Source organism: Candidatus Ishikawaella capsulata Mpkobe, assembly GCF_000828515.1.
In the GTDB taxonomy this organism is placed as follows: domain Bacteria; phylum Pseudomonadota; class Gammaproteobacteria; order Enterobacterales; family Enterobacteriaceae; genus Ishikawella; species Ishikawella capsulata.
Window position 1 is genome coordinate 97,429 of the sequence record NZ_AP010872.1, and the last position, 23,246, is coordinate 120,674.

The following is a 23,246-nucleotide window of genomic DNA, read 5'->3' on the forward strand; positions in this document are numbered from 1 at the left end:
GTAATAAAAAGAACAAGTGCTGCCATTAAATTGCAGCCTTCTAACTACTATATAAAATATATTATCTTACAAGATACATATTGAAAATATTAAGCGATTAATGTTTCTATAATTTTTTGATACATCAATCTTAATCTTTGTAAATCAGAAACTCTCACAAATTCATTAATTTTATGGATAGTTGCATTAACTGGACCTAATTCTACTATTTGTGCACCTATGTAATTAATAAAACGACCATCTGATGTACCACCCGTAGTAAGTAATTGAGGTTTTTTCTTGTTATAATAGACAACTGAACTTATTACAGCATCAATTAATTTACCATGCGTAGTCAGAAAAGGTTGTCCGGAAATATGCCAATCAATAGTATAATGTAATTTATAACTATTAAAGAGTTCCTCTACCCGTTGACAAATTTGTTTAGAGCTTAATGCAGTACCAAATCTAAAATTAAATTGAACAAATAAGCTACCTGGAATTATATTATTCTGACCAGTACCAGATTGTATATTTGAAATTTGCATACTGGTAGGCGGGAAAAATGAATTGCCTTTATCCCATTCAATCTTAATAAGTGAATTTAATAATGGTATTCCCCGATGTATGGGATTATCTGCTAAATGTGGATAAGCTACATGACCCTGAATACCATGGATAGTTAAGTTACCTGTTATAGAACCACGTCTGCCGTTTTTTATTACATCTCCTATTATTTCTATACTAGAAGGTTCTCCAATAATACAATATTCTATTTTTTCTTTCTTAGCGATCAGACGTTCTATTACTTTTAATGTTCCATTAATAGCACTAGTTTCCTCATCGGAAGTAATTAAAAATGCAAGACGTCCTTTATGATTAGGATATTTTTTTACAAAAGATTCTGCAGCAACCACCATAGCTGCAAGAGAACCTTTCATATCAGCTGCACCTCTACCAAATAGCATCCCATCTAATATCACTGGTTCAAATGGAGGATGCTTCCAAATACTAACATCACCTGGAGGAACTACATCAGTATGCCCTGCAAAAACTAGAGTTTCTCCTATTCCGTGAGTTGCCCAAAAATTATTGGTATTACCAATATTTATTATTTCTATTTGAAAACCTATGGCTTCTAATCGTTTTATTAATAATTTCTGACATCCAGCATCGTTAGGACTAAGAGATGGGCGACTAATTAATTGCTGTGCAAGTGCAATAACTGGACAAAACATATTTTCTGATTCCCCAAATACAACTAAATATACTTTATATTAAAAGATTAATAATCTATAATTAACTATTATTTTAACAACCTACATAGATTTAAGTTTAATTTAATTTATTTAAAATAGTATCATTTTTAATAAAATATGTAATTTTTAAATACAACGTTTATATGCTAAAAAGCTCCTCACAATGAATTAAATGATGAAGGCTTATAATCAAATATATAGATATATTTATTTAAAATATCTATAATAATGCATATTAATTAAAAATTAATCTACAGATATATGCGATATTTAATACTACAGTTATTTATTTTACTAAAATAGAAAATAATTGAAAAAACAGAAGCATTACTTGCTGACGTTGGTTAAGCTCACGGGATGTGAGTGATTAATTACAAATAATAATAGCTATTAGTACGTGACATTTTTTTTATTAGGTAGTTCGATTACAAGTAGCTGGACCAACTTCAACCATAATTTATCTAATTTATGGTATGTTTTGCTGTTTTATCGTACTGCTTTAGAATAGCTAATGTTACATCTTCCATCGATTGGGTAGTTTTGTTTATTACGCCAGGGATTTTTATGGTGAAAAAGCTTCGTATGAGACTTGATTTATATACTTTATGAACTTGGCCCTGACAGGAATTTTTGATATCACATGTATAGCAATTTATGTAAATTACTGGCATTATTTTAAGACGAGACCGCAATTATTAATAGCTTTGCCTTATTAAGGATTTATTGAATATGATTTGCCGAAAGGTTTTTGTTTTCTGCAATTAATATAATTATTTTATTTATGGTAGTAAGTAAGCTGAGTCTTTTTAAGTAGTGGTTAGTTATTATATGGTAATCCCGGCAACTTGTATTTATTGACTGAAAACATATTTTTTGAAAGCATGGATTGCTTTTGGATTTTGCTTGAATTGAGTTAGTAGGAATTGCAGCTGATGTAGTAGGGCAATTAATACTATAATTTTGTGCTTATCTTTTTTATATAAGTTGGTTTATACTGCCCTTTGAGTTGGATCACAGTGCCTTTGTTACTTTTTTCCCAAGCTTGGAGTACTTTATGTTATATTAATTTTTAATAGAATTAAATTCTACTAAATTTTTGTTATTTTGTTTTAGACCAGCCGTAAAATAAGTAAGAAATTACATATTTGCTATATTAAATTGGATGATCCTAATCACTTATATTATTTCTGCGATGCATTGGTGTATTGTGCTAATGCTAATTTTATAATGTTTTTTATACGTAAACGTGTGTCAATTATTCATAAACTTTATTAATAAATACACCAGATATGAATGAACATCTAAACTAGATAATTTATCTTAAAAAATTTAGCATAATATGCTTATATTATGAGTTTTTTATCTTTTTAATTAAGGTTTCAATAAAATTGAACTTTAATTATTTTTACCCACGCAAAATAAATTTTCATGTATATTGAAGTCTGCTCTTAGCATTTGCTGATTAATTATATAATTAAACATTTATAATAAGTTGATATAATTTATTACTCGTAAGTTGACAGATTTATTGAGAATTTATCATGACAGCTCAAGGTCATATTATTTTTGCTATTGCTATTACTATTTTTGCTAAGCGTGCTATATTAGCCGTATTGCTCGTCAATGCTGATTGGTGGCATTTGCTTCCAGCAGCTCTTTTGACTTGTTTGCTACCAGATATTGATCATAAGAATTCTGTAATTGGTCAAAGAATTAGATGGTTATCTATACCAATAGCGCGAGTTTGCGGACATCGTGGTTTTACCCATAGTTTATTGTGTATAGTATTGTTATGGTTGTGTTTATATTGGTTATATTCGTTTCCCAAATGGTTGATGCCACTTGATGTAATTCAGGGAATGATTATAGGATATCTTAGTCATATTATGGCTGATATGTTAACTTCAGCTGGAGTGCCTTTATTTTGGCCATGTCGTTGGAGATGCAGTTTGCCTTTACTAAAAACCAAAACAAATTATCAGATTGAACTTGAGCGTATTCTATGTTTCTTACTTATAAGTTATGCTTTCTGTGCTCCTACAAATATAAATTTATTTTTCATAAAACCTTTGTTTAATTATTTTCATAATAGCATTAACCATTTAATTAATATATAATTAAGAGTTATCTCTCTGGAACAAGAATTATTTAATAGTTAAACCTAACATTAAGTAGACACGATAAATTATAAATCGTATTTATTTTATAAAAATTTTTAAGTAATTTTTCACCATATTAAACTAGTAGATAGAAAACCTTGTCCAGTTGCAGGTAAACTGGATGAAATGGCTATTTACGATACAAGCGGATACTATGATAAAGATCATTATCTTTTTATAGCAGTTCTTCAGTATGGAAAATAAATAGATGAAACTGCTTGTCATAATATCTCAAGTTTAGAAATTTGCCAATTTTCCAGAGGAAGTATCAGGATGATTATAATGTAAAGTTAATCAAAGTGGGTTGTTTATTTATATATTAATAAGAAACATTAGATATCTAGCATCTGCTATATACTTATAGGTAAACAAAATAATGCTATTAAAAATCCTACAATTCATCTAATATAATTTTTATATATATAAAAATATGCATACATCTATGTATATGATTAAATATAGTATTTTACTATAAATATTTAACATCAAGGAAAATATTGTGGGTTTTCTTTCTGGAAAACGTATTTTAATTACTGGTATTGCTAATAAGCAATCTATTGCTTGGGGTATTGCGCAAGCTATGCATAAGCAAAAGGCTATATTAGGTTTTACTTATGAAAATAATAGATTAAGAATACGTGTAGAAGAATGTGCTAAAATAGTAGGATCAGAAATTATATTACCATGTGATGTATCAAACGATACAAGTATAAAAGATTTTTTTTGTAAACTATCTGAGTTTTGGAATAAATTTGATGGTTTTGTGCATTCCATTGCTTTTGCTCCTAGTGATCAATTTGTTGGTGATTATGTAAATAATGTTACTAGAGAAGGTTTTAAAATTGCTCAGGAAATTAGTTCTTATAGTTTTGTGGCAATGGCTAGAGAATCTCGTAGTATGATTAATAAAGGTGGATCTCTTCTTACATTATCTTATTTAGGATCTGAACGTGCTGTTCCATTTTATAATGTTATGGGTCCAGCAAAAGCATCTTTAGAAGCTAATGTGCGTTATATGGCTCATGCTCTGGGTCCTGATGGCATTCGTGTTAATGCTATTTCTGCCGGGCCAATACGCACTTTAGCAGCTAGTGCTATCAAAAATTTTCGTAAAATGTTAGCTGAATACACACCAAGAACAGCTCTACATAGAAATGTTAGTATTGAAGATATAGGTAATACTGCTGCATTTTTAGTTTCTGAATTAGCTCTTGGGATAACGGGGGAAGTAATACACGTAGATGGGGGTTTTAATATTGCTTTTTAAAATAAATTGCTTTATTATCATAAATAATAATTACTTTCATAAGATTATTAAGTTAATATAATTAAAGTCATATTCAAATTGATAATGTAATTTAAATAGTATATAGTACTTATATTGTAGCTATATAATATTAATTATATTATTTATTCTTAACTCCAACACTAATAAATAAAATATGTTACAGGGTAATCCATTACTCAAACAGCTCAAAAAACAACTAAACGCTAAAATGCCACGTGTAGAAGGTGTAGTAAAATGTACTAAAAATTTTGGTTTTCTTGAAGCTAATAGCAAAAAAAACTATTTCATTCCTCCAACAAACATGAAAAAAGTCATTCATGGTGATCGTATTATTGCTGTTATTCATACTAGCGAGGAAAAGCGTGAAATAGCTGAACCAGAAATATTAATTGAATCTTTTTTAAAAAGGTTTATTGGCAAAGTTATTCAAAAAAAAGAAAATAACTTTTTTATTATTCCTGATCATCCTATAGTAAAACAACATATTATTCCTTGTCAGGTCGCGACAAATTTACAGCATAATTTTAAGATAGGAGACTGGGCTATTGCTGAAATCCGTAAACATCCCTTAAAAGATAATTGTGGCTTGTATGCAGAATTAACGGAATTTATAGTGAGAGAAGATGATTCTTTAGTACCTTGGTGGGTGACTTTATCTCGTTATAATTTGGAACGTCATGCTCCTAAAGCGGAAAATGTAGAATTATACAATGATCATCTTATTCGTAAAGATTTGACTGATATTAATTTCATAACAGTAGATAATAGTAATACTGAAGATATGGATGATGCAGTTTATGTTGAAGAAATATCTGATGGGAAACTACGTTTAAATGTGGCTATTGCTGACCCTACTGCTTACATTTCAGAAGGAAGTAAATTAGATAAAATAGCTGCTCAACGTGCTTTTACTAATTATTTACCTGGTTTCAATATTCCGATGCTACCAAGAGAAATTTCTGATAATATTTGTTCATTACATCCACATGTGCCTCGTCCAGTATTGGTTTGCTCTGTTATCGTTAATAGAGATGGAACTATTTCCCATGAGATAATTTTTTTTACTGCATGGATTACATCAAAAGCTAAATTAGCTTATAATAATGTTTCTGATTGGTTAGAAAAATCAGGTAATTGGGTACCTCCCAATGATCAAATAGCTAGCCAACTTCACTTATTACATGATCTTTGCCTAATACGTAAGAAATGGCGTCAAGATCATGCGTTAGTTTTTCATGATCGTCCTGATTATCGATTTATTATAAATAAAAAAAATGAAGTAACAGATATCATTGCTGAACCTCGTCGTATCGCTAATCGTATGATTGAGGAAGCTATGATAGTTGCTAACATATGTGCTGCTAAAGTACTTTATGAAAATCTAGGATTCGGAGTATATAATGTGCATACTGGTTTTGATGCAGTTAAAGCTGAGCAGGTATCATCTTTGCTTGCAGCACATGGTATTATCGTAGATACTAACAATATTAGAACATTAGAAGGATTCTGTTTACTTAAGCGTAAACTTAATGAACAACCTACGAGATATCTTGAGAGCCTTATAAGACGTTTTCAATCGTCTACAGAAATAACCACAAAACCAGGACCACATTTTGTTTTGGGGTTAGAATGTTATGCAACTTGGACTTCTCCTATTCGTAAATATGGAGATATGATAAATCATCGTTTGCTAAAAATAATTATTAAGGGTGAAAAAACAATCTGTCCGGCAGAAACATTAACAACTAAAATAAGCGAAATGCGTCGTCTTAATCGCTTGGCAGAAAGAGATATTACAGATTGGTTATATGCTGATTTTTTATCTCGATTTGCTGGTACACAAAAAAAATTCACTGCGGAAATTATAGATGTTGCACGTAGTGGCATGCGAATCCGCTTGTTAGAAAATGGTGCCTCTGCGTTTATTCCTAAATTATTTATTCATGATATACCTAATGAATTAACTTATAGTTATGAAAATGGTACGGTACTTATTAAAAATGAAATTATTTATCGTATATCTGATATGATTAAAGTATCAATTGATGAAGTACGAAGAGAAGATCGTAGCATTATTGCACGTCCTGTGTGTGCTTTTATCTAATAATCTGATTATTAGATAATGACTACAAATGAATAGATACATTCATCTATATGATGTTATTATATTATTTAAAGGAGTTTATAATAGATGTTAAAGTAAATATTGGATTAGTCGATTCTGTAACCGGACGACCAACTACTATATAGTCTGCACCAGATAAATGAGCTTGTTGAGGTGTCATAATACGACGCTGATCATCTTCATCCATATCACTATTAATGAAACGTATTCCTGGAGTAACTAATATAAAATCCTTACCAAATATCTGCTTAAAGTGATTAGCTTCTTTAGGAGAACATACAACTCCATCTAAATTGCATTCATATGCGAGTCGCGCAAGTCGTTCAGCATGTTCAAATGGTGTAGAATGAATTCCTATTTCATATAAATCTTGTTTTTCCATACTTGTTAGTATAGTGACAGCAATTAGTTTAGGCGCATCTTTACCTAAAGAATCCAATATTTTACGTGCAGTATTCATCATACGAGTTCCACCATTAGCATGAAGATTTAACATCCATACTCCTAATTCTGCTGCTGCTGCTACAGCTCGTCCCGTAGTATTAGGTATATCGTAAAATTTTAAGTCAAGAAAAACTTCAAAACCTCTTTCTTGTAAAAGCTTTACTAAGTAAGGTCCAAATAAAGTAAACATTTCTTTGCCTACTTTTAGTCTGCAGCTCTCAGGATCAATGCAATCAACCAAAGATAATGTTTCATTTAAATTCTTATAATCAAGAGCAAGAATAACGGGAGAATTGTTTTTTTTATGTAAATTAGTCATATTTAATTTTATTGTTTATCGAAAAAAATTATTTTAACTTATATAATCATTTATTTTAATGTTAAAAAATAATTATTTTTATTTTTTAAGAAGAATACTGTTAGTACCTCTAATTCAGATTATTCATATCAAAAATCTTGTTCATAATTTTTTATTAAAAAAAAAGAAGAAACAATTTTAATACACGTAAATGCAATAATTAATAACCATGATAACAATATCGCAAAAATTAGATCCCAAGACCAATGCATTCCTAAAAAAAGCCTACTAGCCATCACTGCATCAGCCCATAAAAACAGAAATACAACAGTTTTAATGTAGCGACGAGGCCAAAGTAATATAGTAGCTAATAGAGACCAAGTAGTTACAAAAATAGAATGACCAGAAGGAAATGAAAAACTGCTTTCTTGAATCCAATAATTTTTTAACCATCTAGGTATTTGAGTATCTTGGGATAACATAATTGAAACTATATTAGTCACTTCATCTCTTCTAAGATGATGAAATATTCTTTTATCAAAATTATGTATTTTTGACAACCATATCATATAAGGGCGTGGTTCTTTTATTTGTTCTTTAATAAAATGTTTAGTAAGCTGACCTGTTATAATTATACTGTTCATTATTATTATTAATAAAAAAGCACTTTTGAAACAAAGTTGCAAACAACGTACTATGTAAATACTCAATAATATGCTAATTAATATACTACACGGAGTATTCACAGTTTCTGTTATAAAATAAAAAAATCTTATTAAAAATGCACTATCTTTAAATTCCCATTTCCATTGAGAAAACCAAACGATCAATGGTAGTAACAATAGTAAAATTACACTGCTAACTGTATATCTAACTGTTTTATACATTTTTCTTCTTTTGATGACCTATAAAATTAACTTTTCATTTATTAATCAAATTATTTAAGATATTTTCATGTTAACCATATTATGGAATACTAAATTCTAGTTTACTAAAAGTAGTAATTCTAATATGATCATAATTGCTAATGGATTTTTTTGGATAATAGTTAAATGCAAATTAAAAAAGTGGCAAAAACTAAACTACCAACTCCATGGGGAGATTTTCTGATGATCGGGTTTGAAGAGTTATCAACAGGTAACAATCATATTGCATTAGTTTATGGAGATATTAATTATCAATGCCATGTGTTGGCTCGTATACATTCGGAATGTTTAACAGGAGATGCTTTATTTAGTTTAAGATGTGATTGTGGTTTTCAATTAAAAGCAGCTTTAAATGCTATTGCTATGGAAGGATGTGGTGTTCTTATTTATCATCGTCAAGAAGGACGTAACATAGGATTACTTAATAAAATTAGAGCATATGCCTTACAAGATGCTGGTTATGATACAGTAGAAGCAAATCATCAATTAGGTTTCGCTGCTGATGAACGGGATTTTACTCTCTGTGCAGATATGTTTAAATTGCTCAGCATTAATAAAATTAGATTATTAACTAATAATCCTCGCAAAGTAGAAATTCTCAAATCAGCAGGAATTAATATTATTGAACGTGTGCCATTAGTTGTAGGTCGCACTTCGCATAATTCACATTATATTGATACAAAAATAACCAAATTAGGTCATATAATTCCAAAAAAATGATTACTATATATTTTATAGTATATTACGTATTACGTAATGTAAAATTCCCCCATTACGATAATAATTCAATTCCTTGTCGGTATAAATACAACAATTAACTTTTATTATTTCTTTTAATGTATTACTATTACTTTTTATGTTGACAGTTACATTAGATCTTATTTTTATCTTATCCAAATCAATAATATCAAAATATTCTTCTCCAGTTAACTGAAGAGTCTTTCTAGTAACCCCTTTAGGAAATTCTAATGGTAGTATTCCCATTCCAATTAAGTTAGACCTATGAATTCTTTCAAATGATTCCGCTATAACTACATACACCCCTTGTAATAAAGGTCCCTTCGCTGCCCAATCACGACTTGATCCACAGCCGTATTCTTTACCTGCTATTATAATAAGAGGAATATTATTTTTTTGATACTTCATTGCAGCATCATAAATGGTGAGTAATTCTCCACTAGGAAAGTGTTTAGTGTAACCTCCTTCTTTATTAGGCACTATTTCATTACGTAAACGAACATTAGCAAAAGTACCGCGTATCATGACTTCATAATTTCCTCTACGTGATCCATAAGAATTAAAATCACTCATTTTAACACCTTTAGATAACAGATATAATCCTGCCGGACTATCTACGCTTATATTTCCTGCTGGAGAAATATGATCTGTTGTGATTGAATCACCTAATATAGCAAGTACCCTAGAATTACAAATTGCCTTAATAGGTTGGATTTGTTTTTGCATTTTATTAAAAAAAGGGGATAAACGAATATAAGTAGAATTTTCATCCCAATTATAATTTTCTATTTTTCTGGTTACATTAATCTGCTGCCATTCTTTAGTACCTTTAAATATATCGGAATATTCAAAACGAAACATATCATTATTTAATAAATTTACCGCATCAGCTATTTCTTCCGGAGAAGGCCAAATATCTTTTAGATAAATAGGTTTTCCTGTTCTATCTTCTCCTAGCGGATCTTTGATTAAATTAATTTTGATATTGCCAGCTAAAGCATAAGCAATAACTAAAGGTGGTGAAGCTAACCAATTAGTTTGAATTAAATGATGTATGCGACCTGGAAAATTACGGTTTCCTGAAAGGATAGCACTTACTACCAAGTTGTGTTCTTTAATAATATCTTCAATATTATCTAATAAGGCACCTGTATTACCAATACATGTTGTGCATCCATATCCCACTAAATTAAAACCTAATGTATCTAAGTAAGGTGTAAGACCTGCTTTATTGAGATAATTAGACACTACTTTTGAACCGGGCGCTAAAGAAGCTTTAACCCAAGGTTTACGTTTCAACCCCATGTGTACAGCTTTTTTAGCTAATAATCCTGCTGTCATCAACATATTAGCATTAGATGTGCTTGTGCATGAAGTAATAGCAGCAATAACTATTGCACCATGATACAATTTATATTTTAGGCTATTTTTTTTAGTTTTATATGGTATAATATTTTTATTTATTAGGTTATTTTTAAAATTTTTAAAAATTGAAGGTACTTGATGCAAGGGTATTCTATCTTGAGGTCTACACGGTCCAGCTATACTTGATTCTACATCATACATATCTAATGATAATGTGCTGGTAAAAATCGGTTCATCTCCAGAATTTCGCCATATACCCTGAGCTTTTGCATACTTTTCTACTAAATCAACTTGTGTACGATTTCTACCAGTTAAGCTCATATAATCTAAAGTTATTTGGTCTATAGGAAAAAAACCACAAGTAGCCCCATATTCTGGAGTCATATTAGCAATTGTAGCTCTGTCTACTAGAGGTAAATGTATTAATGCATCTCCATAAAATTCAACAAATTTACCAACTACACCATGACTTCGGAGCATTTGAGTTACAGTTAATACTAAATCAGTGGCAGTAATACCTGGACGCAACTTTCCTGTAATTTTAAAACCAACGACATCAGGAATTAACATTGATACTGGTTGTCCTAATATAGCAGCTTCTGCTTCAATCCCACCTACTCCCCAACCTAATATTCCCATAGCATTTATCATAGTAGTATGTGAATCAGTGCCAACTAATGTATCAGGATAAGCTAATCTTTCACCGTTAGAAACACTAGACCAAACAGTCTTTCCTAAATATTCTAAATTTATCTGATGACATATACCAGTGCTCGGAGGGACAACTCTTAAATTATTAAAAGCTTTCTGACTCCATTGTAAAAAAGCATAACGTTCCTTATTCCTTTTCATTTCTAATTTTACATTTTCGTTAAAAGCATTATTATCACCACATCTATCTACAACTACTGAATGATCTATAACTAAGTCTACTAATGATAAAGGATTAACATTTTTCATGTCTCCTCCAAGACGTTTAACAGCCTCTCTCATTGCAGCCAAATCAGATACAGCTGGTATGCCAGTAAAATCTTGCATTAAAACACGTACTGGATGAAATCCTATTTCTCTTTCTAAATGAGCATCTTTTTGCCACATTACTAATGCTTCTATATCCTCTATAGTAACCAAATCCCCATCCTGCCAACGAATTAAATTTTCTAATATTATTTTTAATGATTTAGGTAAATAATCGATATTTCCTATTTTCTGAGCAGCAGTAAGAAGACTATAAAAGTAATATTTATCCTTATATACTGTTAATATCTTTTTACTCTGTTCACGTAATGTTAAAGACATAACTACTCCTTTAATTGACAATCATTAAATATAATATACAATATACCACAGGTTACTTCACAGGAAGTTCAATATCTTTAAACATACATTCAATTTCTTGATTAGATCTTAAACTAATTGCTGTATCTACTACTTCTCTAGTTAGATGAGGGGCAAATCTTTGAATAAAATCATACATATAACCTCGTAAAAAGGTAGTACGACGAAATCCTATTTTTGTAGTACTTTTAATAAAAATATCTGAAGCTTTAATAAATACTAGATTAATATCGGAAACAGGATTAATTGCTATACTAGCAATAACCCCTACTCCTAAACCAAGACAGACATATGTTTTTATGACATCTGCATCTGTGGCTGTAAATGCGATACGAGGAGTCAACCCTACTTGATTAAAAGCAGCATCTAATTCAGATCTACCGGTAAAACCAAAATTATAAGTCACTAGGGGAAATTGTGCTAAATCTTGTATAGAGATCTGTTGTTTTTTTGCTAAAGGATGATTTGGAGTAACTACAATGGTACGATTCCAATGATAACATGGCAGCATAACTAAATCATTATATAGATATAGGGATTCTGTTGCAATAGCAAAATCTGCATTCCCTTTTAAAACTGTTTCCGCTATTTGTATTGGTGATCCTTGATGCATGTGTAATGATACATATGGATAACGGCTTATAAATCCTTTAATAACTTGAGGTAAGATGTAACGTGACTGTGTATGAGTAGTAGCAACATACAAAGAACCTTTATCTGGCCCTGTATATTCTCCTGCAACAGATTTTATTGCATCAACTTTCAAAAGCACTTCACGTGCAACACGTATAATATCTTTACCGACTGGTGTAATTTGTGTTAAGTGTTTACCTGTACGAGCAAAAATTTGTACTCCCAATTCATCTTCCAGCATGCGTATTTGTTTGCTTATTCCAGGTTGTGAGGTATAAAGTCCTTGAGCAGTGGAAGAAACGTTAAGATTATGATTAACTACTTCTACTATATAACGTAACTGTTGCAGTTTCATATATTGTATCCTGCTACTGTAAAGCTAACTATACTCCTCAATTAGGAGTTATTTATAAAATAGATAGAAAAATTTCTTTACTTTTTGTAAGTATCTGTAATAAAAGATAATTTTTAAATCAAGACAAATATTGAAATTTAATACATTACGTTTTTATGTTTCTATTGATAATTATCAATAGAAACATTAAATCAGTTATTTTTACACTTTATTTTTTGCAGTAATATACTGTAGTTTTATTTTGGGGTACTAGTAGCTAAAAATACTGGACTAACTTTTTATTCCAAGTAAATAGGCATAATGTTTTAACAAAATTTATTAATACATATTCCTAATTAAAATGATAGTGATCAACATGTTGATTTGTTATTTTTAAATTTATATATTTAATATTCTTCATACCAGGAGATAATTCATATTATGTGCTGTTTAATAAATCGCTATTGCTATGCTAAATATTGATAGTTGTGGTGGGTATCATATGATTAATTGAATACAATAAATTGCACCTGCTTTGGCAGAGTATAATTTTTACAAATGAATTAATAATCAGACAACCTAATTTTTAAATTTTTAATTCAATTATCTTTATTCTACTATAATAAAAAGAAATTTATGATATAAGTAATAAATAAACTTACTATTTTAGCAGCGTATACTTTACTCTTAGTTTTTTAGTATTTATATGATATTAAACGATAACAAAAACATTATTCATAATTTAAACAACAGAAGCTAGATCTCAATAAGAGGTAATTAAATGATTCATCTGTGTACTCTAAAAATTAAATATAAATTAATGAGGTGATACAGACTAAAAAAAATGTTCCATGAATATATTCATGCTATGTGAAATACGTTGAAACAAGGTTTTTTTAGGAGGTACATATTGTACTTTTATAACGTTAAAGTTTTTCATAGAATTAATTATAAATTCATCACTAGTAGCAATAACATCAATTAAACCTTCTGATAACGCTTGTTTTCCATAGCAATGGTCTCCATTAGCTACTCTATCAATATCTAAAGTCGGTCTCATTTCATGCACAAATGATTTAAATAATTTGTGAATTTCACATAAGTCTTCACGAAATTTTTTCCTATCATCTGGAGTATTTTTGCCAAATAGTGTTAAAGTACGTTTATATTGTCCCGCAGTATGCAATTCGATATCAATATTATTACGTTTTAATAAACGATGAAAATTAGGAAACTGAGATACTACTCCAATTGAACCAATAATGGCAAATGGTGCTGCTACAATACTATCTGCTACACATGCCATCATATATCCACCACTAGCAGCTATTTTATCTACGGTAGTAGTTAAACGTAACCCAGCATTACGAATTCTTTGTAATTGTGAAGAAGCCAATCCATATCCATGTACTATTCCACCGGAACTTTCTAAACGCAGTACCACTTCATCCCCTGTGTTTGCAACAGCAAGAATTGCTGATATTTCTTTTCTTAAAGAATTAACCTGAGAAGCATATATATCTCCTGTAAAATCGATCACATATAGAGTAGGTATCGCTGGACTACTGTTATTTTGTTTATAATCTTTATTTTTTCTTTTCTCTTCTTTCTTCTTCTGTTTTAACCATCGTTTTTGCTCATATGGATTCATCTTAACTAGTTGCATTTGTTCCTTCATTTTTTGATAATTATCGCTTAAGCTAGTTAAGCTTAACTCCTCATCTGGAATTTTATTGCGCTGAAAAATATTCATAATTAATATAAAACATATAACAATAATAAATATTACTGTAACAGTTTTTACACAAAATAATCCATAAAGAATCAGTAACTTCATTATACCTACCTATATAAAAATATAAAGAATGCTATTCGAATGTAGTGAGGAATATACAATATATTGTAACTTATAATTTTTATTTTTACGATATATAAAATCGTGTTATTGATCTTAGATCAACTCCTTCTTAAAAAGATTATAAAATAACATATATTATATTAAAATTCTTGTTGTAAGAATACAAATAATTATATGTCTTAAAATAAGATTGACATCTTCTTATATATAGTTAAGTAATGTATCTTATTAATGTTTTATATTGTAATTATGAATCTCAGATCTTAGTAAGATTCTCATCATTAATTCATGATATACGCTCCAAAATTATATGCCAGTGAATTATTAAACAAATTTCAGAAAATTAATTATGTGTAATAATCAAACTACCGTACAATTAATTACTAAAAATATAAGTTATCGTGAAGATCCTGCTAATGTATTTTATCAGCTATGTGGTGAACGTGCAGCTACATTATTACTAGAATCGGCTGATATTAATAGTAAACGTAATCTAAAAAGTATCTTGATAATAGACAGCGCATTACGTATTACTGCAAGAAATAATGTTGTACGAGTAGAAGCACTATCAAAAAATGGAAGTGATTTACTTTCTTTATTAGACGTTAGATTACCTGGAAATGTTATTGAGATAAAAACTTCTTACAGAGAAAGAGAAATAACATTTCCTCGTTTAGAAAAACTACAAGATGAAGACTCTATTCTAAAATCATCTTCAGTATTTGATATATTACGTTTAATTCCTAAATTAATTGCACCAGTAGAAAATAAACAAGAAGCAATACTTTTAGGTGGATTATTCGCTTATGATTTAGTAGCTAATTTTGAAAATTTACCGTTATTACCTAGTGAACAACGTTGTCCGGATTACTGTTTTTATCTAGCTGAAACACTTCTTATTATAGATCATCAAAAATGTCAGGCTAATTTACAAGCAACTGTTTTCCTACCTTCTATGAGTGAAATGCATAGATTAAAAATGCGTGTAGAACAGCTAAGTAATGAAATGGTAAAACCTATAAAACCATTACCGGTAGAAAGTATAAAACACATGACATTAAGATGTAATCAAACTGATGAAGATTATTGTAATGTTGTTTATCGTATGCAATCAGCTATTCGTAGAGGAGAAATATTTCAAGTAGTTCCATCTCGACGTTTCTATATACCATGTCCTTCTCCCCTAGCAGCTTATGACATATTAAAAAAGATTAATCCTAGTCCCTATATGTTTTTTATGCAGGATAATGATTTTACTTTATTTGGAGCATCTCCAGAAAGCTCATTAAAATATAATTCTGATACTCGACAAATAGAAATATATCCTATTGCTGGTACCAGACCTAGAGGTCGTCATGCAGATGGATCATTATATCCTGATTTGGATAGTAAAATTGAACTAGAAATGCGTACTAATACCAAAGAACTTTCAGAGCATATTATGCTCGTTGATTTAGCACGTAATGATTTAGCTCGTATTTGTGTTCCAGGAAGTCGTCATTTAGCAGATCTCACTAAAGTGGACCGATATTCTGTAGTTATGCATTTAGTATCGCGTGTAGTTGGTACTCTAGATAAAAATCTAGATGTATTGCATGCTTATAGGGCTTGTATGAATATGGGAACTTTAACAGGTGCACCAAAAGTACGTGCTATGCAATTAATATCTGAAGTAGAGGGTATACGACGTGGCAGTTATGGTGGAGCTATAGGTTATCTTACAGCTCATGGTGATTTTGATACTTGTATTGTAATACGCTCTGCGTATATTGAAGATGGAGTAGCTACTGTACAAGCTGGAGCAGGAGTAGTTATTGATTCCTATGGGCCAGCGGAAGCTGAAGAAAGCCGTAATAAAGCACGAGCCGTGCTTAATGCTATTGCCATTGCTCATAATTGTAAGGAGATCTTTTAAGATGCATATCTTGCTCTTAGATAATATAGATTCATTTACATATAATTTAGTTGATCAACTACGTATTTTAGAGCATCAGGTAATAATATATCGTAATACTGTGCCCCTTTCAATAATTATTGAAAATATAAATAAATTAAATAATCCAATACTTATGCTATCAGCTGGACCTGGCACTCCGGCAGAAGCAGGATGTATGCTGGATTTAATAAAAATCCTACGTGGGGTTGTTCCCATAATGGGTATTTGCCTAGGTCATCAAGCAATTATAGAATCTTATGGTGGTTATATTCGACCAGTAAGAGAAATTTTACATGGAAAAGTTTCAGAAATAACACACGATGGTAAAGCAATGTTTTCAGGATTAAATAATCCATTAGCAGTAGCCCGTTATCATTCTTTAGTAGCTGTTAATGTACCTACAGAACTAGTTGTCAATGCATATTGTAATGATATGATCATGGCTGTGCGTCATGAAAAGGATAGGATTTGTAGTTTTCAATTCCATCCTGAATCTATTCTGACTACTTACGGAGATAAACTACTAGAACAAGCCTTAAATTGGATACAATTAAAACACGAAGAGTAATAAATGCAATCTATTATGGAAAAACTCTATTCATTCCAATCATTAACTTATATAGAAAGTCAAGAGCTTTTCACTTCAATCATTAATAAAGAAGTAAATTTAATACAAATTACTGCGATACTAATTGCTATAAAGATGCGTGGAGAATCTCCGGAAGAAATAGCTGGAGCTGCTAGCGCCTTATTAGAAAAAGCACAAAATTTTTCCCGTCCAGATTATAATTTTGCTGATATTGTGGGAACTGGAGGAGATGGTAGCAACACTATTAATATTTCTACAGCTAGTGCTTTTGTCGCTGCTGCTTGTGGTTTCAAGATTGCAAAACATGGCAATTGTAATATATCCAGTAAATCTGGTTCAGCGGATTTGTTGCAGGCTTTTAATATTAATTTAAATATGTCTGCAGAACAATCTCGCATTGCACTAGATAATTTAAATATTTGCTTCTTGTTTACACAAAAGTATCATCCGATATTTCAGTATGTTATGCCGATGCGTCAGCAATTAAAAACACGGACATTATTTAATATATTAGGTCCCTTAATTAATCCTGCACGTCCAATTATGTCTTTAATTGGAGTGTATAACAGAGAATTAACCTTACCGATAGCTCAGACTTTAAAGTTATTGGGATATAAACGGGCTATTGTAGTATATGGTGGGGGTATAGATGAAGTAGCTTTACATAGCTTAACACATGTTACTGAACTCAATGGCGATAAAATAATTAATTATGTAATTTCTCCGGAAGATTTTGGATTACCTTTTTATCCAAAAAATAGTCTTAAAGGAGGTACACCAAAAGAAAATTTCGATATTTTTACAAAATTACTTCAAGGAAAAGGTAATAAAGCTCATGAATCAGCAGTAGCTATTAATGTAGCAATGCTAATGAAAATTTTTGGTAAAGAGGATTTATATCAAAATACTAAAAATGCATTAGATGTTATTCGTAGTGGACAAGCTTACGAGCGCATAAATGAGTTAGCAGCAAGGAGGTAAAATGCAAGATCATGATATTCTTCACAAAATAATTAAACATAAAATTCAATGGATTAAAGATAGCAAAGCAAAAACTCCTTTTGAAAAGTTGTCTAAAATAGTTCAACCTGCTAAACGTTATTTTTATAAGGCTCTCGACAACATTAATACATCCTTAATTTTAGAATGTAAAAAAGCATCTCCTTCACACGGAATTATAAGGAAAGAATTTAATATACATGAAATTGCAAAAACATATAGTAAATATGCTTCAGTAATTTCAGTAATAACAGAAGACAAATATTTTCATGGTAATTTTGATTTTTTATCTACTGTAAGTGGGTTAGTTAGCCAACCTATACTTTGCAAAGATTTTATAATTGATCCATATCAAATTTTGTTAGCTAGATATCATAAGGCAGATGCTATCTTACTGATGCTTTCTATTTTAGATAATCAACAATATGCTCGATTAGCTAATTTAGCTCATGAACTTAACATAGGAATTTTAACGGAAATAAATAATGAGGCGGAATTAAAAAGAGCTATTGAACTAAACGCTAAAGTAATTGGTATTAATAATAGAAATTTGCATGATTTATCAGTAGATTTGGATCGTACAAGAAAACTATCTTTAAAAATTCCACAACATATTAAAATTATTAGTGAATCAGGTATTAACAAATATGAAGATATCATTAAATTGAGTAATTTGGTCAATGGTTTTTTAATTGGTTCGGCATTGATGCTTGAGCCAAATATGAATCTTGCTGTAAACAAATTATTATTTGGGGATAACAAAATTTGTGGTTTAACCAGTGCTGAAGATGCAAAAATGGTTTACCAAAAAGGTGCGGTTTATGGAGGTTTGATTTTTGTGGATAGATCATTACGCCTTGTTAATAAAAATAACGCATTGCAAATTGTTAATAGCGTACCACTAAAATATGTTGGAGTATTTCGTAATGCCGAAATTTTTGAAATAATTAAATTAACAATGAAATTAAATCTATCAGTTATTCAGCTTCATGGTAATGAAGATGATACTTATGTAACTATATTACGTAAATCACTACCAACAAATACAAAAATATGGAAAGCGATCAGCATTAAAGATGCAGTTCCCGATCTAAATGGCACCAATATAGATCGATATATTTTTGATAATGGTGAAGGTGGTACTGGACATAGCTTTAATTGGTCTTTATTAAAAGATAAAAAATTACACAATGTTATGATTGCCGGTAATTTAAACATAAATAATTGTGTTCAGGCTGTCAATTTGGGAGCTGCTGGACTAGATTTCAATTCAGGAGTAGAAATTAGACCAGGTGTGAAAGACATAACAAAGGTTACAGCCGTATTTAATAGATTAAAGGAATATAAATTAATTAATTCTCATAGAAATCAGCAAATAGAAGGAAGATAATATGAGTTTAATGAATCCTTATTTTGGTGAATTCGGTGGTATGTATGTACCGCAAATTTTGATACCAGCTTTATATCAGCTAGAGAAATATTTTGTTAATATGCAAAATAATCCTAATTTTTGTCTAGAATTGCGAAATTTATTAAAATACTATGCTGGTCGTCCCACCCCATTGACTCTTTGTCGTAATTTGACCAAAGGTACTAAAAGTCGTATATATCTCAAAAGAGAAGATCTTTTACATGGGGGAGCACATAAAACTAATCAAGTTTTAGGGCAATTACTGTTGGCCAAAAAAATGGGGAAAAATGAAATTATTGCAGAAACTGGAGCAGGTCAACATGGTATTGCCATAGCCATGGCTAGCGCTTTATTCAACATGAAATGTCGTATTTATATGGGCGCAAAAGATTTAAAACGGCAATCTTTAAATGTTTCTCGTATGCATCTGATGAAGGCTAAAATAATTCCTGTATATAGTGGTAATGCTACCTTAAAAGATGCATGTAATGAAGCAATGCGTGATTGGTCGGAAAATTATGATACTTCTCATTATGTTCTTGGAACAGCCGCAGGACCTCATCCTTTTCCAACTATTGTGCGTGAATTTCAACGCATAATAGGTAAAGAAACAAAACAACAAATTCTTGAATTAGAAGGACGCTTACCTGATATTATTATTGCTTGTGTTGGAGGGGGTTCCAATGCTATAGGTATGTTTGCCGATTTTATAAATGAAAAAAGTGTCCGTTTAATTGGAATAGAACCTGCTGGCAAAGGTATATCTACTGGAGAACATGGTGCACCATTAAAGCATGGTACTATAGGTATTTATTTAGGGATGAAATCGCCTTTAATGCAAAATGAAGAAGGACAGATTAAGGAATCTTATTCTATTTCTGCTGGTCTTGATTTTCCTTCTGTCGGACCAGAACATGCTTATTTACATAAGATAGGTCGTACTGAGTATTTTTCTATTACTGATATAGAAGCAATAAATGCATTTCAACAACTTTGCCAATCAGAAGGAATATTACCCGCTTTAGAATCATCTCACGCTTTAGCATATACATTAAAACTAATCCATGAAAATCCACATAAAGAACAAATTTTGGTAGTTAATCTTTCCGGACGTGGAGACAAAGATATTGTTACAGTTAGCGATTTTTTAAAAAATAAGGCAAATTTTAATGAAGCAACGTTATAAAAAACTTTTTAAACGTTTATCAGCATCAAATGAAGGTGCTTTAGTACCATTTATTATTATAGGTGATCCTTCTATTGAAGTCTCTTTAAAAATTATTGATACTTTAATTAATGGAGGCGCAGATGCCTTAGAATTAGGAATTCCTTTTTCTGATCCATTAGCCGACGGTCCTACTATCCAAAAAGCTACAGTTCGTGCTTTTAATGCCGGAATTACTGTAGAAAGATGTTTTGAGATACTTAGATTAGTACGGAAAAAGTATACTCAGTTGCCTATTGGTTTGTTAACTTATGCCAATTTAGTTTTTTCTCATGGAATAAATAATTTTTATAACAGATGTTCCTACATTGATATTGATTCAGTTCTAGTGGCAGACGTACCAATTGAATACTCAATGAGTTTTCGTGAATCAGCTATTAAAAATCTTATTTCTCCAGTTTTTATATGTCCCCCCAATGCTCATGAAGAGTTAATAAAGCAAATTGCTTCTTTTAACCAAGATTACACTTACTTACTTTCCCGTCCTGGAGTAACAGGAATAGAAAATTCTTGTGTACAATTATTACCACATTTAATTAAAAAATTACGTATTTATAATTCTCCGCCTATATTACAAGGATTTGGAATATCTAAACCAACTGAAGTAAAAAGTATTATATCTTCTGGAGTAGATGGTGTTATCTTAGGTTCAGCAATTATTTCCATAATTGAACAATTTATGGGAGATGGAATAGATCAGATGTTAATAAATTTACTAAATTTCCTCAATCAGATTAAAGCAGCAACTAAGAAATAATTTTAAAATCAATATTATATTTTTTATGGCGTATAATATTAATTCTAATATGTATTATATATGTTGATTACAGCAAACATATTAGGATACAAAAAAGCAATTTTGTAACGTATTTTTCAAAATACTATTAATATCATTTTTTTGTCTTTTACTATGTTGGTAATTATACATATTATACGTCACACCAAATTATTTTATGTACTTATCACATTTCTTAAGTACTAGCATATTCCTAGTGATTAGAATTTTTTTTTAAATTCATCGAGCGAAAAACCTGTAATTAGTAGGATGCTACTAATAGTAAAATTATCTATCCAACTTTTTTTGTTCATGTATTAGTAATAGCAGGAGCAACATTATTTATAGTACCTGGTATATTATTATTTATGCTACTTTCTTTATCTCCTATAATTCTCATTAAAACAAAATATGGAATTATCACTACAATAAAGGATAGTATCCGCATATCGTGGAAAAATTTAAAACTTATTATACTACATATAATAAGTTTTGGACTGGCTAACCTAATAATTTCTGTTTTATTAGCTTGTTTATTTTTGGAAATATAGGATTGTTTTTGTACTGTCGTATCATATTTGGCATTATTTATTATTGACTGCGCTAATTATTTGCTTGTATCGTTTATATATGTCTGAAATTTATAATAGATAACATATATCAATACTTCATAAGTTTAATTAATTAAAAATAATGGTTCTATATTATTAGAATATGGTAATGCAAAATGAGAAGGATAGTCTACGGATAGCAAGTAAAGACCTTGAGCTTGAGCCTTAACACCAGCTAATTTACGATCTTTTGCGATTAATAATTCTGATATCCACTTTTCAGTATGTTTGCCACAACCTACCTCTATTAGGCTACCAACAATATTACGAACCATGTGATGAACAAAAGAATTTGCTTTCATATCAATTGTTATATAATGTCCATAACGTTTAACCTTAAGATATATTAATTTACGCCATGGGGTATGAGATTGACAATACGAGGAACGAAATGTAGAAAAATCATTTTCTCCTAATAGATACTGTCCTGCTCGGTACATTTTCTCTTCACTTAAATAAGGATAAAAATGCATCATGCAGTTGTTAAAGAGGGGACATCTTAATGATTTATTATATATTATGTAAAGATAACGACGTGCAAGAGCACTAAAACGAGCGTGAAAACAATTGGGTACTTCTTTTACCCAACTCACCGCAATATCATGGGGTAAATGAGCATTTACACCCCTAGTCCAAGCAGATTCATTTCTTTTGGATATAGTTTCAAAATGAACCACTTGCCCTATGCTGTGAACACCTGCGTCAGTACGCCCAGCACAAAAAACTTTTACTTCGTGATTTGCTACTACAGAAAGAGCGTTTTCTAAATATTCTTGTATAGTGTGTAATGCTTTTTGTTTTTGCCAACCATAGTATTTACTGCCATCATATCTAACACCCAGTGCCCATTTAATAAATTTACTACTCTTAAGCATATATTAATATATATTCCCGTTAATGTTATAGTATATGATATAAAGTTCATAATAACTATTAATATAATATGGGTTATGGGT

The 23,246-nt window shown here is 30.3% G+C and carries 18 protein-coding genes; 11 read left to right on the plus strand and 7 right to left on the minus strand.

Translation table 11 applies throughout. From position 1 onward, the window contains the following. Positions 1-89 precede the first annotated feature (89 nt). Complete coding sequence (gene dapE, locus ICMP_RS00400; protein ID WP_041068696.1) at positions 90-1,217, minus strand: succinyl-diaminopimelate desuccinylase; 1,128 nt, start codon at positions 1,215-1,217, stop codon at positions 90-92. A gap of 1,562 nt (positions 1,218-2,779) precedes the next feature. Between dapE and ICMP_RS00405 the strand changes: the two genes are divergently transcribed. The 3 genes from ICMP_RS00405 to ICMP_RS00415 all read left to right on the plus strand — a co-directional run bounded on the left by ICMP_RS00405 (position 2,780) and on the right by ICMP_RS00415 (position 6,789). After that, positions 2,780-3,355, plus strand: a complete 576-nt coding sequence (locus tag ICMP_RS00405) for a metal-dependent hydrolase (RefSeq protein WP_041068699.1) — start codon at positions 2,780-2,782, stop codon at positions 3,353-3,355. A gap of 541 nt (positions 3,356-3,896) precedes the next feature. Further along, positions 3,897-4,664: an enoyl-ACP reductase FabI gene (locus tag ICMP_RS00410; protein ID WP_041068702.1), complete on the plus strand. Its 768-nt coding sequence runs from the start codon at positions 3,897-3,899 to the stop codon at positions 4,662-4,664. 175 nt (positions 4,665-4,839) lie between these two features. Beyond that, positions 4,840-6,789 carry an exoribonuclease II gene (locus ICMP_RS00415; RefSeq protein WP_041068705.1) on the plus strand — a complete coding sequence of 650 codons (1,950 nt, stop codon included), beginning with the start codon at positions 4,840-4,842 and terminating at the stop codon, positions 6,787-6,789. A 64-nt stretch (positions 6,790-6,853) separates the two neighbouring features. Here ICMP_RS00415 and pyrF read toward each other — a convergent pair whose 3' ends face one another. Both pyrF and ICMP_RS00425 read right to left on the minus strand, forming a co-directional pair. Next, the gene (gene pyrF, locus ICMP_RS00420; RefSeq protein WP_041068708.1) at positions 6,854-7,573 is read right to left on the minus strand and encodes an orotidine-5'-phosphate decarboxylase; all 720 of its coding nucleotides are present in this window, start codon (positions 7,571-7,573) and stop codon (positions 6,854-6,856) included. 128 nt (positions 7,574-7,701) lie between these two features. After that, positions 7,702-8,196 (minus strand): phosphatase PAP2 family protein, encoded by a 495-nt coding sequence (locus ICMP_RS00425; RefSeq protein ID WP_158386952.1) that lies wholly within the window; start codon positions 8,194-8,196, stop codon positions 7,702-7,704. Positions 8,197-8,604: 408 nt separating this feature from the next. Here ICMP_RS00425 and ribA point away from each other — a divergent pair, with 408 nt between their 5' ends. Then, positions 8,605-9,198 (plus strand): GTP cyclohydrolase II, encoded by a 594-nt coding sequence (gene ribA / locus ICMP_RS00430; RefSeq protein ID WP_041068711.1) that lies wholly within the window; start codon positions 8,605-8,607, stop codon positions 9,196-9,198. Positions 9,199-9,210: 12 nt separating this feature from the next. Here ribA and acnA read toward each other — a convergent pair whose 3' ends face one another. From acnA to sohB, 3 genes are all read right to left on the minus strand, one after another. Next, positions 9,211-11,880: an aconitate hydratase AcnA gene (acnA, locus tag ICMP_RS00435; RefSeq protein WP_041068714.1), complete on the minus strand. Its 2,670-nt coding sequence runs from the start codon at positions 11,878-11,880 to the stop codon at positions 9,211-9,213. A gap of 52 nt (positions 11,881-11,932) precedes the next feature. Continuing rightward, a complete protein-coding gene (cysB, locus tag ICMP_RS00440) occupies positions 11,933-12,907 on the minus strand; it encodes an HTH-type transcriptional regulator CysB (RefSeq protein ID WP_041068716.1) in 975 nt (324 codons plus the stop codon). An 814-nt stretch (positions 12,908-13,721) separates the two neighbouring features. Then, entirely contained in the window at positions 13,722-14,723 is a 1,002-nt protein-coding gene (gene sohB, locus ICMP_RS00445; protein ID WP_041068718.1) for a protease SohB, read from the minus strand. 370 nt (positions 14,724-15,093) lie between these two features. Here sohB and ICMP_RS00450 point away from each other — a divergent pair, with 370 nt between their 5' ends. The 7 genes from ICMP_RS00450 (at position 15,094) to ICMP_RS03485 (ending at position 22,230) form a co-directional block, all read left to right on the plus strand. Further along, positions 15,094-16,659 (plus strand): anthranilate synthase component 1, encoded by a 1,566-nt coding sequence (locus ICMP_RS00450; RefSeq protein WP_041068720.1) that lies wholly within the window; start codon positions 15,094-15,096, stop codon positions 16,657-16,659. A gap of 1 nt (position 16,660) precedes the next feature. Then, the gene (locus ICMP_RS03510) at positions 16,661-17,248 is read left to right on the plus strand and encodes a glutamine amidotransferase-related protein (protein WP_041068721.1); all 588 of its coding nucleotides are present in this window, start codon (positions 16,661-16,663) and stop codon (positions 17,246-17,248) included. A gap of 3 nt (positions 17,249-17,251) precedes the next feature. After that, complete coding sequence (trpD, locus tag ICMP_RS03515) at positions 17,252-18,250, plus strand: anthranilate phosphoribosyltransferase (protein ID WP_041068722.1); 999 nt, start codon at positions 17,252-17,254, stop codon at positions 18,248-18,250. Position 18,251: 1 nt separating this feature from the next. After that, positions 18,252-19,658, plus strand: a complete 1,407-nt coding sequence (gene trpCF / locus ICMP_RS00465; RefSeq protein ID WP_052456797.1) for a bifunctional indole-3-glycerol-phosphate synthase TrpC/phosphoribosylanthranilate isomerase TrpF — start codon at positions 18,252-18,254, stop codon at positions 19,656-19,658. 1 nt (position 19,659) lies between these two features. Next, the gene (gene trpB / locus ICMP_RS00470) at positions 19,660-20,865 is read left to right on the plus strand and encodes a tryptophan synthase subunit beta (RefSeq protein ID WP_041068723.1); all 1,206 of its coding nucleotides are present in this window, start codon (positions 19,660-19,662) and stop codon (positions 20,863-20,865) included. Further along, positions 20,849-21,661, plus strand: a complete 813-nt coding sequence (gene trpA, locus ICMP_RS00475) for a tryptophan synthase subunit alpha (RefSeq protein WP_041068724.1) — start codon at positions 20,849-20,851, stop codon at positions 21,659-21,661. The genes trpB and trpA overlap by 17 nt, the downstream gene beginning before the upstream one ends. 308 nt (positions 21,662-21,969) lie before the next feature. Then, the gene (locus tag ICMP_RS03485; protein ID WP_407078880.1) at positions 21,970-22,230 is read left to right on the plus strand and encodes a YciC family protein; all 261 of its coding nucleotides are present in this window, start codon (positions 21,970-21,972) and stop codon (positions 22,228-22,230) included. Between the two features lie 125 nt (positions 22,231-22,355). Here ICMP_RS03485 and truA read toward each other — a convergent pair whose 3' ends face one another. Further along, positions 22,356-23,165 carry a tRNA pseudouridine(38-40) synthase TruA gene (truA, locus tag ICMP_RS00480; protein ID WP_041068732.1) on the minus strand — a complete coding sequence of 270 codons (810 nt, stop codon included), beginning with the start codon at positions 23,163-23,165 and terminating at the stop codon, positions 22,356-22,358. Positions 23,166-23,246: the final 81 nt, after the last annotated feature.

Bases quoted from the DNA above. Each gene is read 5' to 3' on its own strand.
- trpA (WP_041068724.1), top strand. From the start codon at position 20,849: ATGAAGCAACGTTATAAAAAACTTTTTAAACGTTTATCAGCATCAAAT.
- ICMP_RS00415 (WP_041068705.1), top strand. From the start codon at position 4,840: ATGTTACAGGGTAATCCATTACTCAAACAGCTCAAAAAACAACTAAAC.
- ICMP_RS00425 (WP_158386952.1), bottom strand. From the start codon at position 8,196: ATGAACAGTATAATTATAACAGGTCAGCTTACTAAACATTTTATTAAA.
- sohB (WP_041068718.1), bottom strand. From the start codon at position 14,723: ATGAAGTTACTGATTCTTTATGGATTATTTTGTGTAAAAACTGTTACA.
- ICMP_RS00450 (WP_041068720.1), top strand. From the start codon at position 15,094: ATGTGTAATAATCAAACTACCGTACAATTAATTACTAAAAATATAAGT.
- dapE (WP_041068696.1), bottom strand. From the start codon at position 1,217: ATGTTTTGTCCAGTTATTGCACTTGCACAGCAATTAATTAGTCGCCCA.
- trpB (WP_041068723.1), top strand. From the start codon at position 19,660: ATGAGTTTAATGAATCCTTATTTTGGTGAATTCGGTGGTATGTATGTA.
- ribA (WP_041068711.1), top strand. From the start codon at position 8,605: ATGCAAATTAAAAAAGTGGCAAAAACTAAACTACCAACTCCATGGGGA.
- acnA (WP_041068714.1), bottom strand. From the start codon at position 11,880: ATGTCTTTAACATTACGTGAACAGAGTAAAAAGATATTAACAGTATAT.
- trpD (WP_041068722.1), top strand. From the start codon at position 17,252: ATGCAATCTATTATGGAAAAACTCTATTCATTCCAATCATTAACTTAT.
- ICMP_RS00405 (WP_041068699.1), top strand. From the start codon at position 2,780: ATGACAGCTCAAGGTCATATTATTTTTGCTATTGCTATTACTATTTTT.
- pyrF (WP_041068708.1), bottom strand. From the start codon at position 7,573: ATGACTAATTTACATAAAAAAAACAATTCTCCCGTTATTCTTGCTCTT.
- trpCF (WP_052456797.1), top strand. From the start codon at position 18,252: ATGCAAGATCATGATATTCTTCACAAAATAATTAAACATAAAATTCAA.
- cysB (WP_041068716.1), bottom strand. From the start codon at position 12,907: ATGAAACTGCAACAGTTACGTTATATAGTAGAAGTAGTTAATCATAAT.
- truA (WP_041068732.1), bottom strand. From the start codon at position 23,165: ATGCTTAAGAGTAGTAAATTTATTAAATGGGCACTGGGTGTTAGATAT.
- ICMP_RS03510 (WP_041068721.1), top strand. From the start codon at position 16,661: ATGCATATCTTGCTCTTAGATAATATAGATTCATTTACATATAATTTA.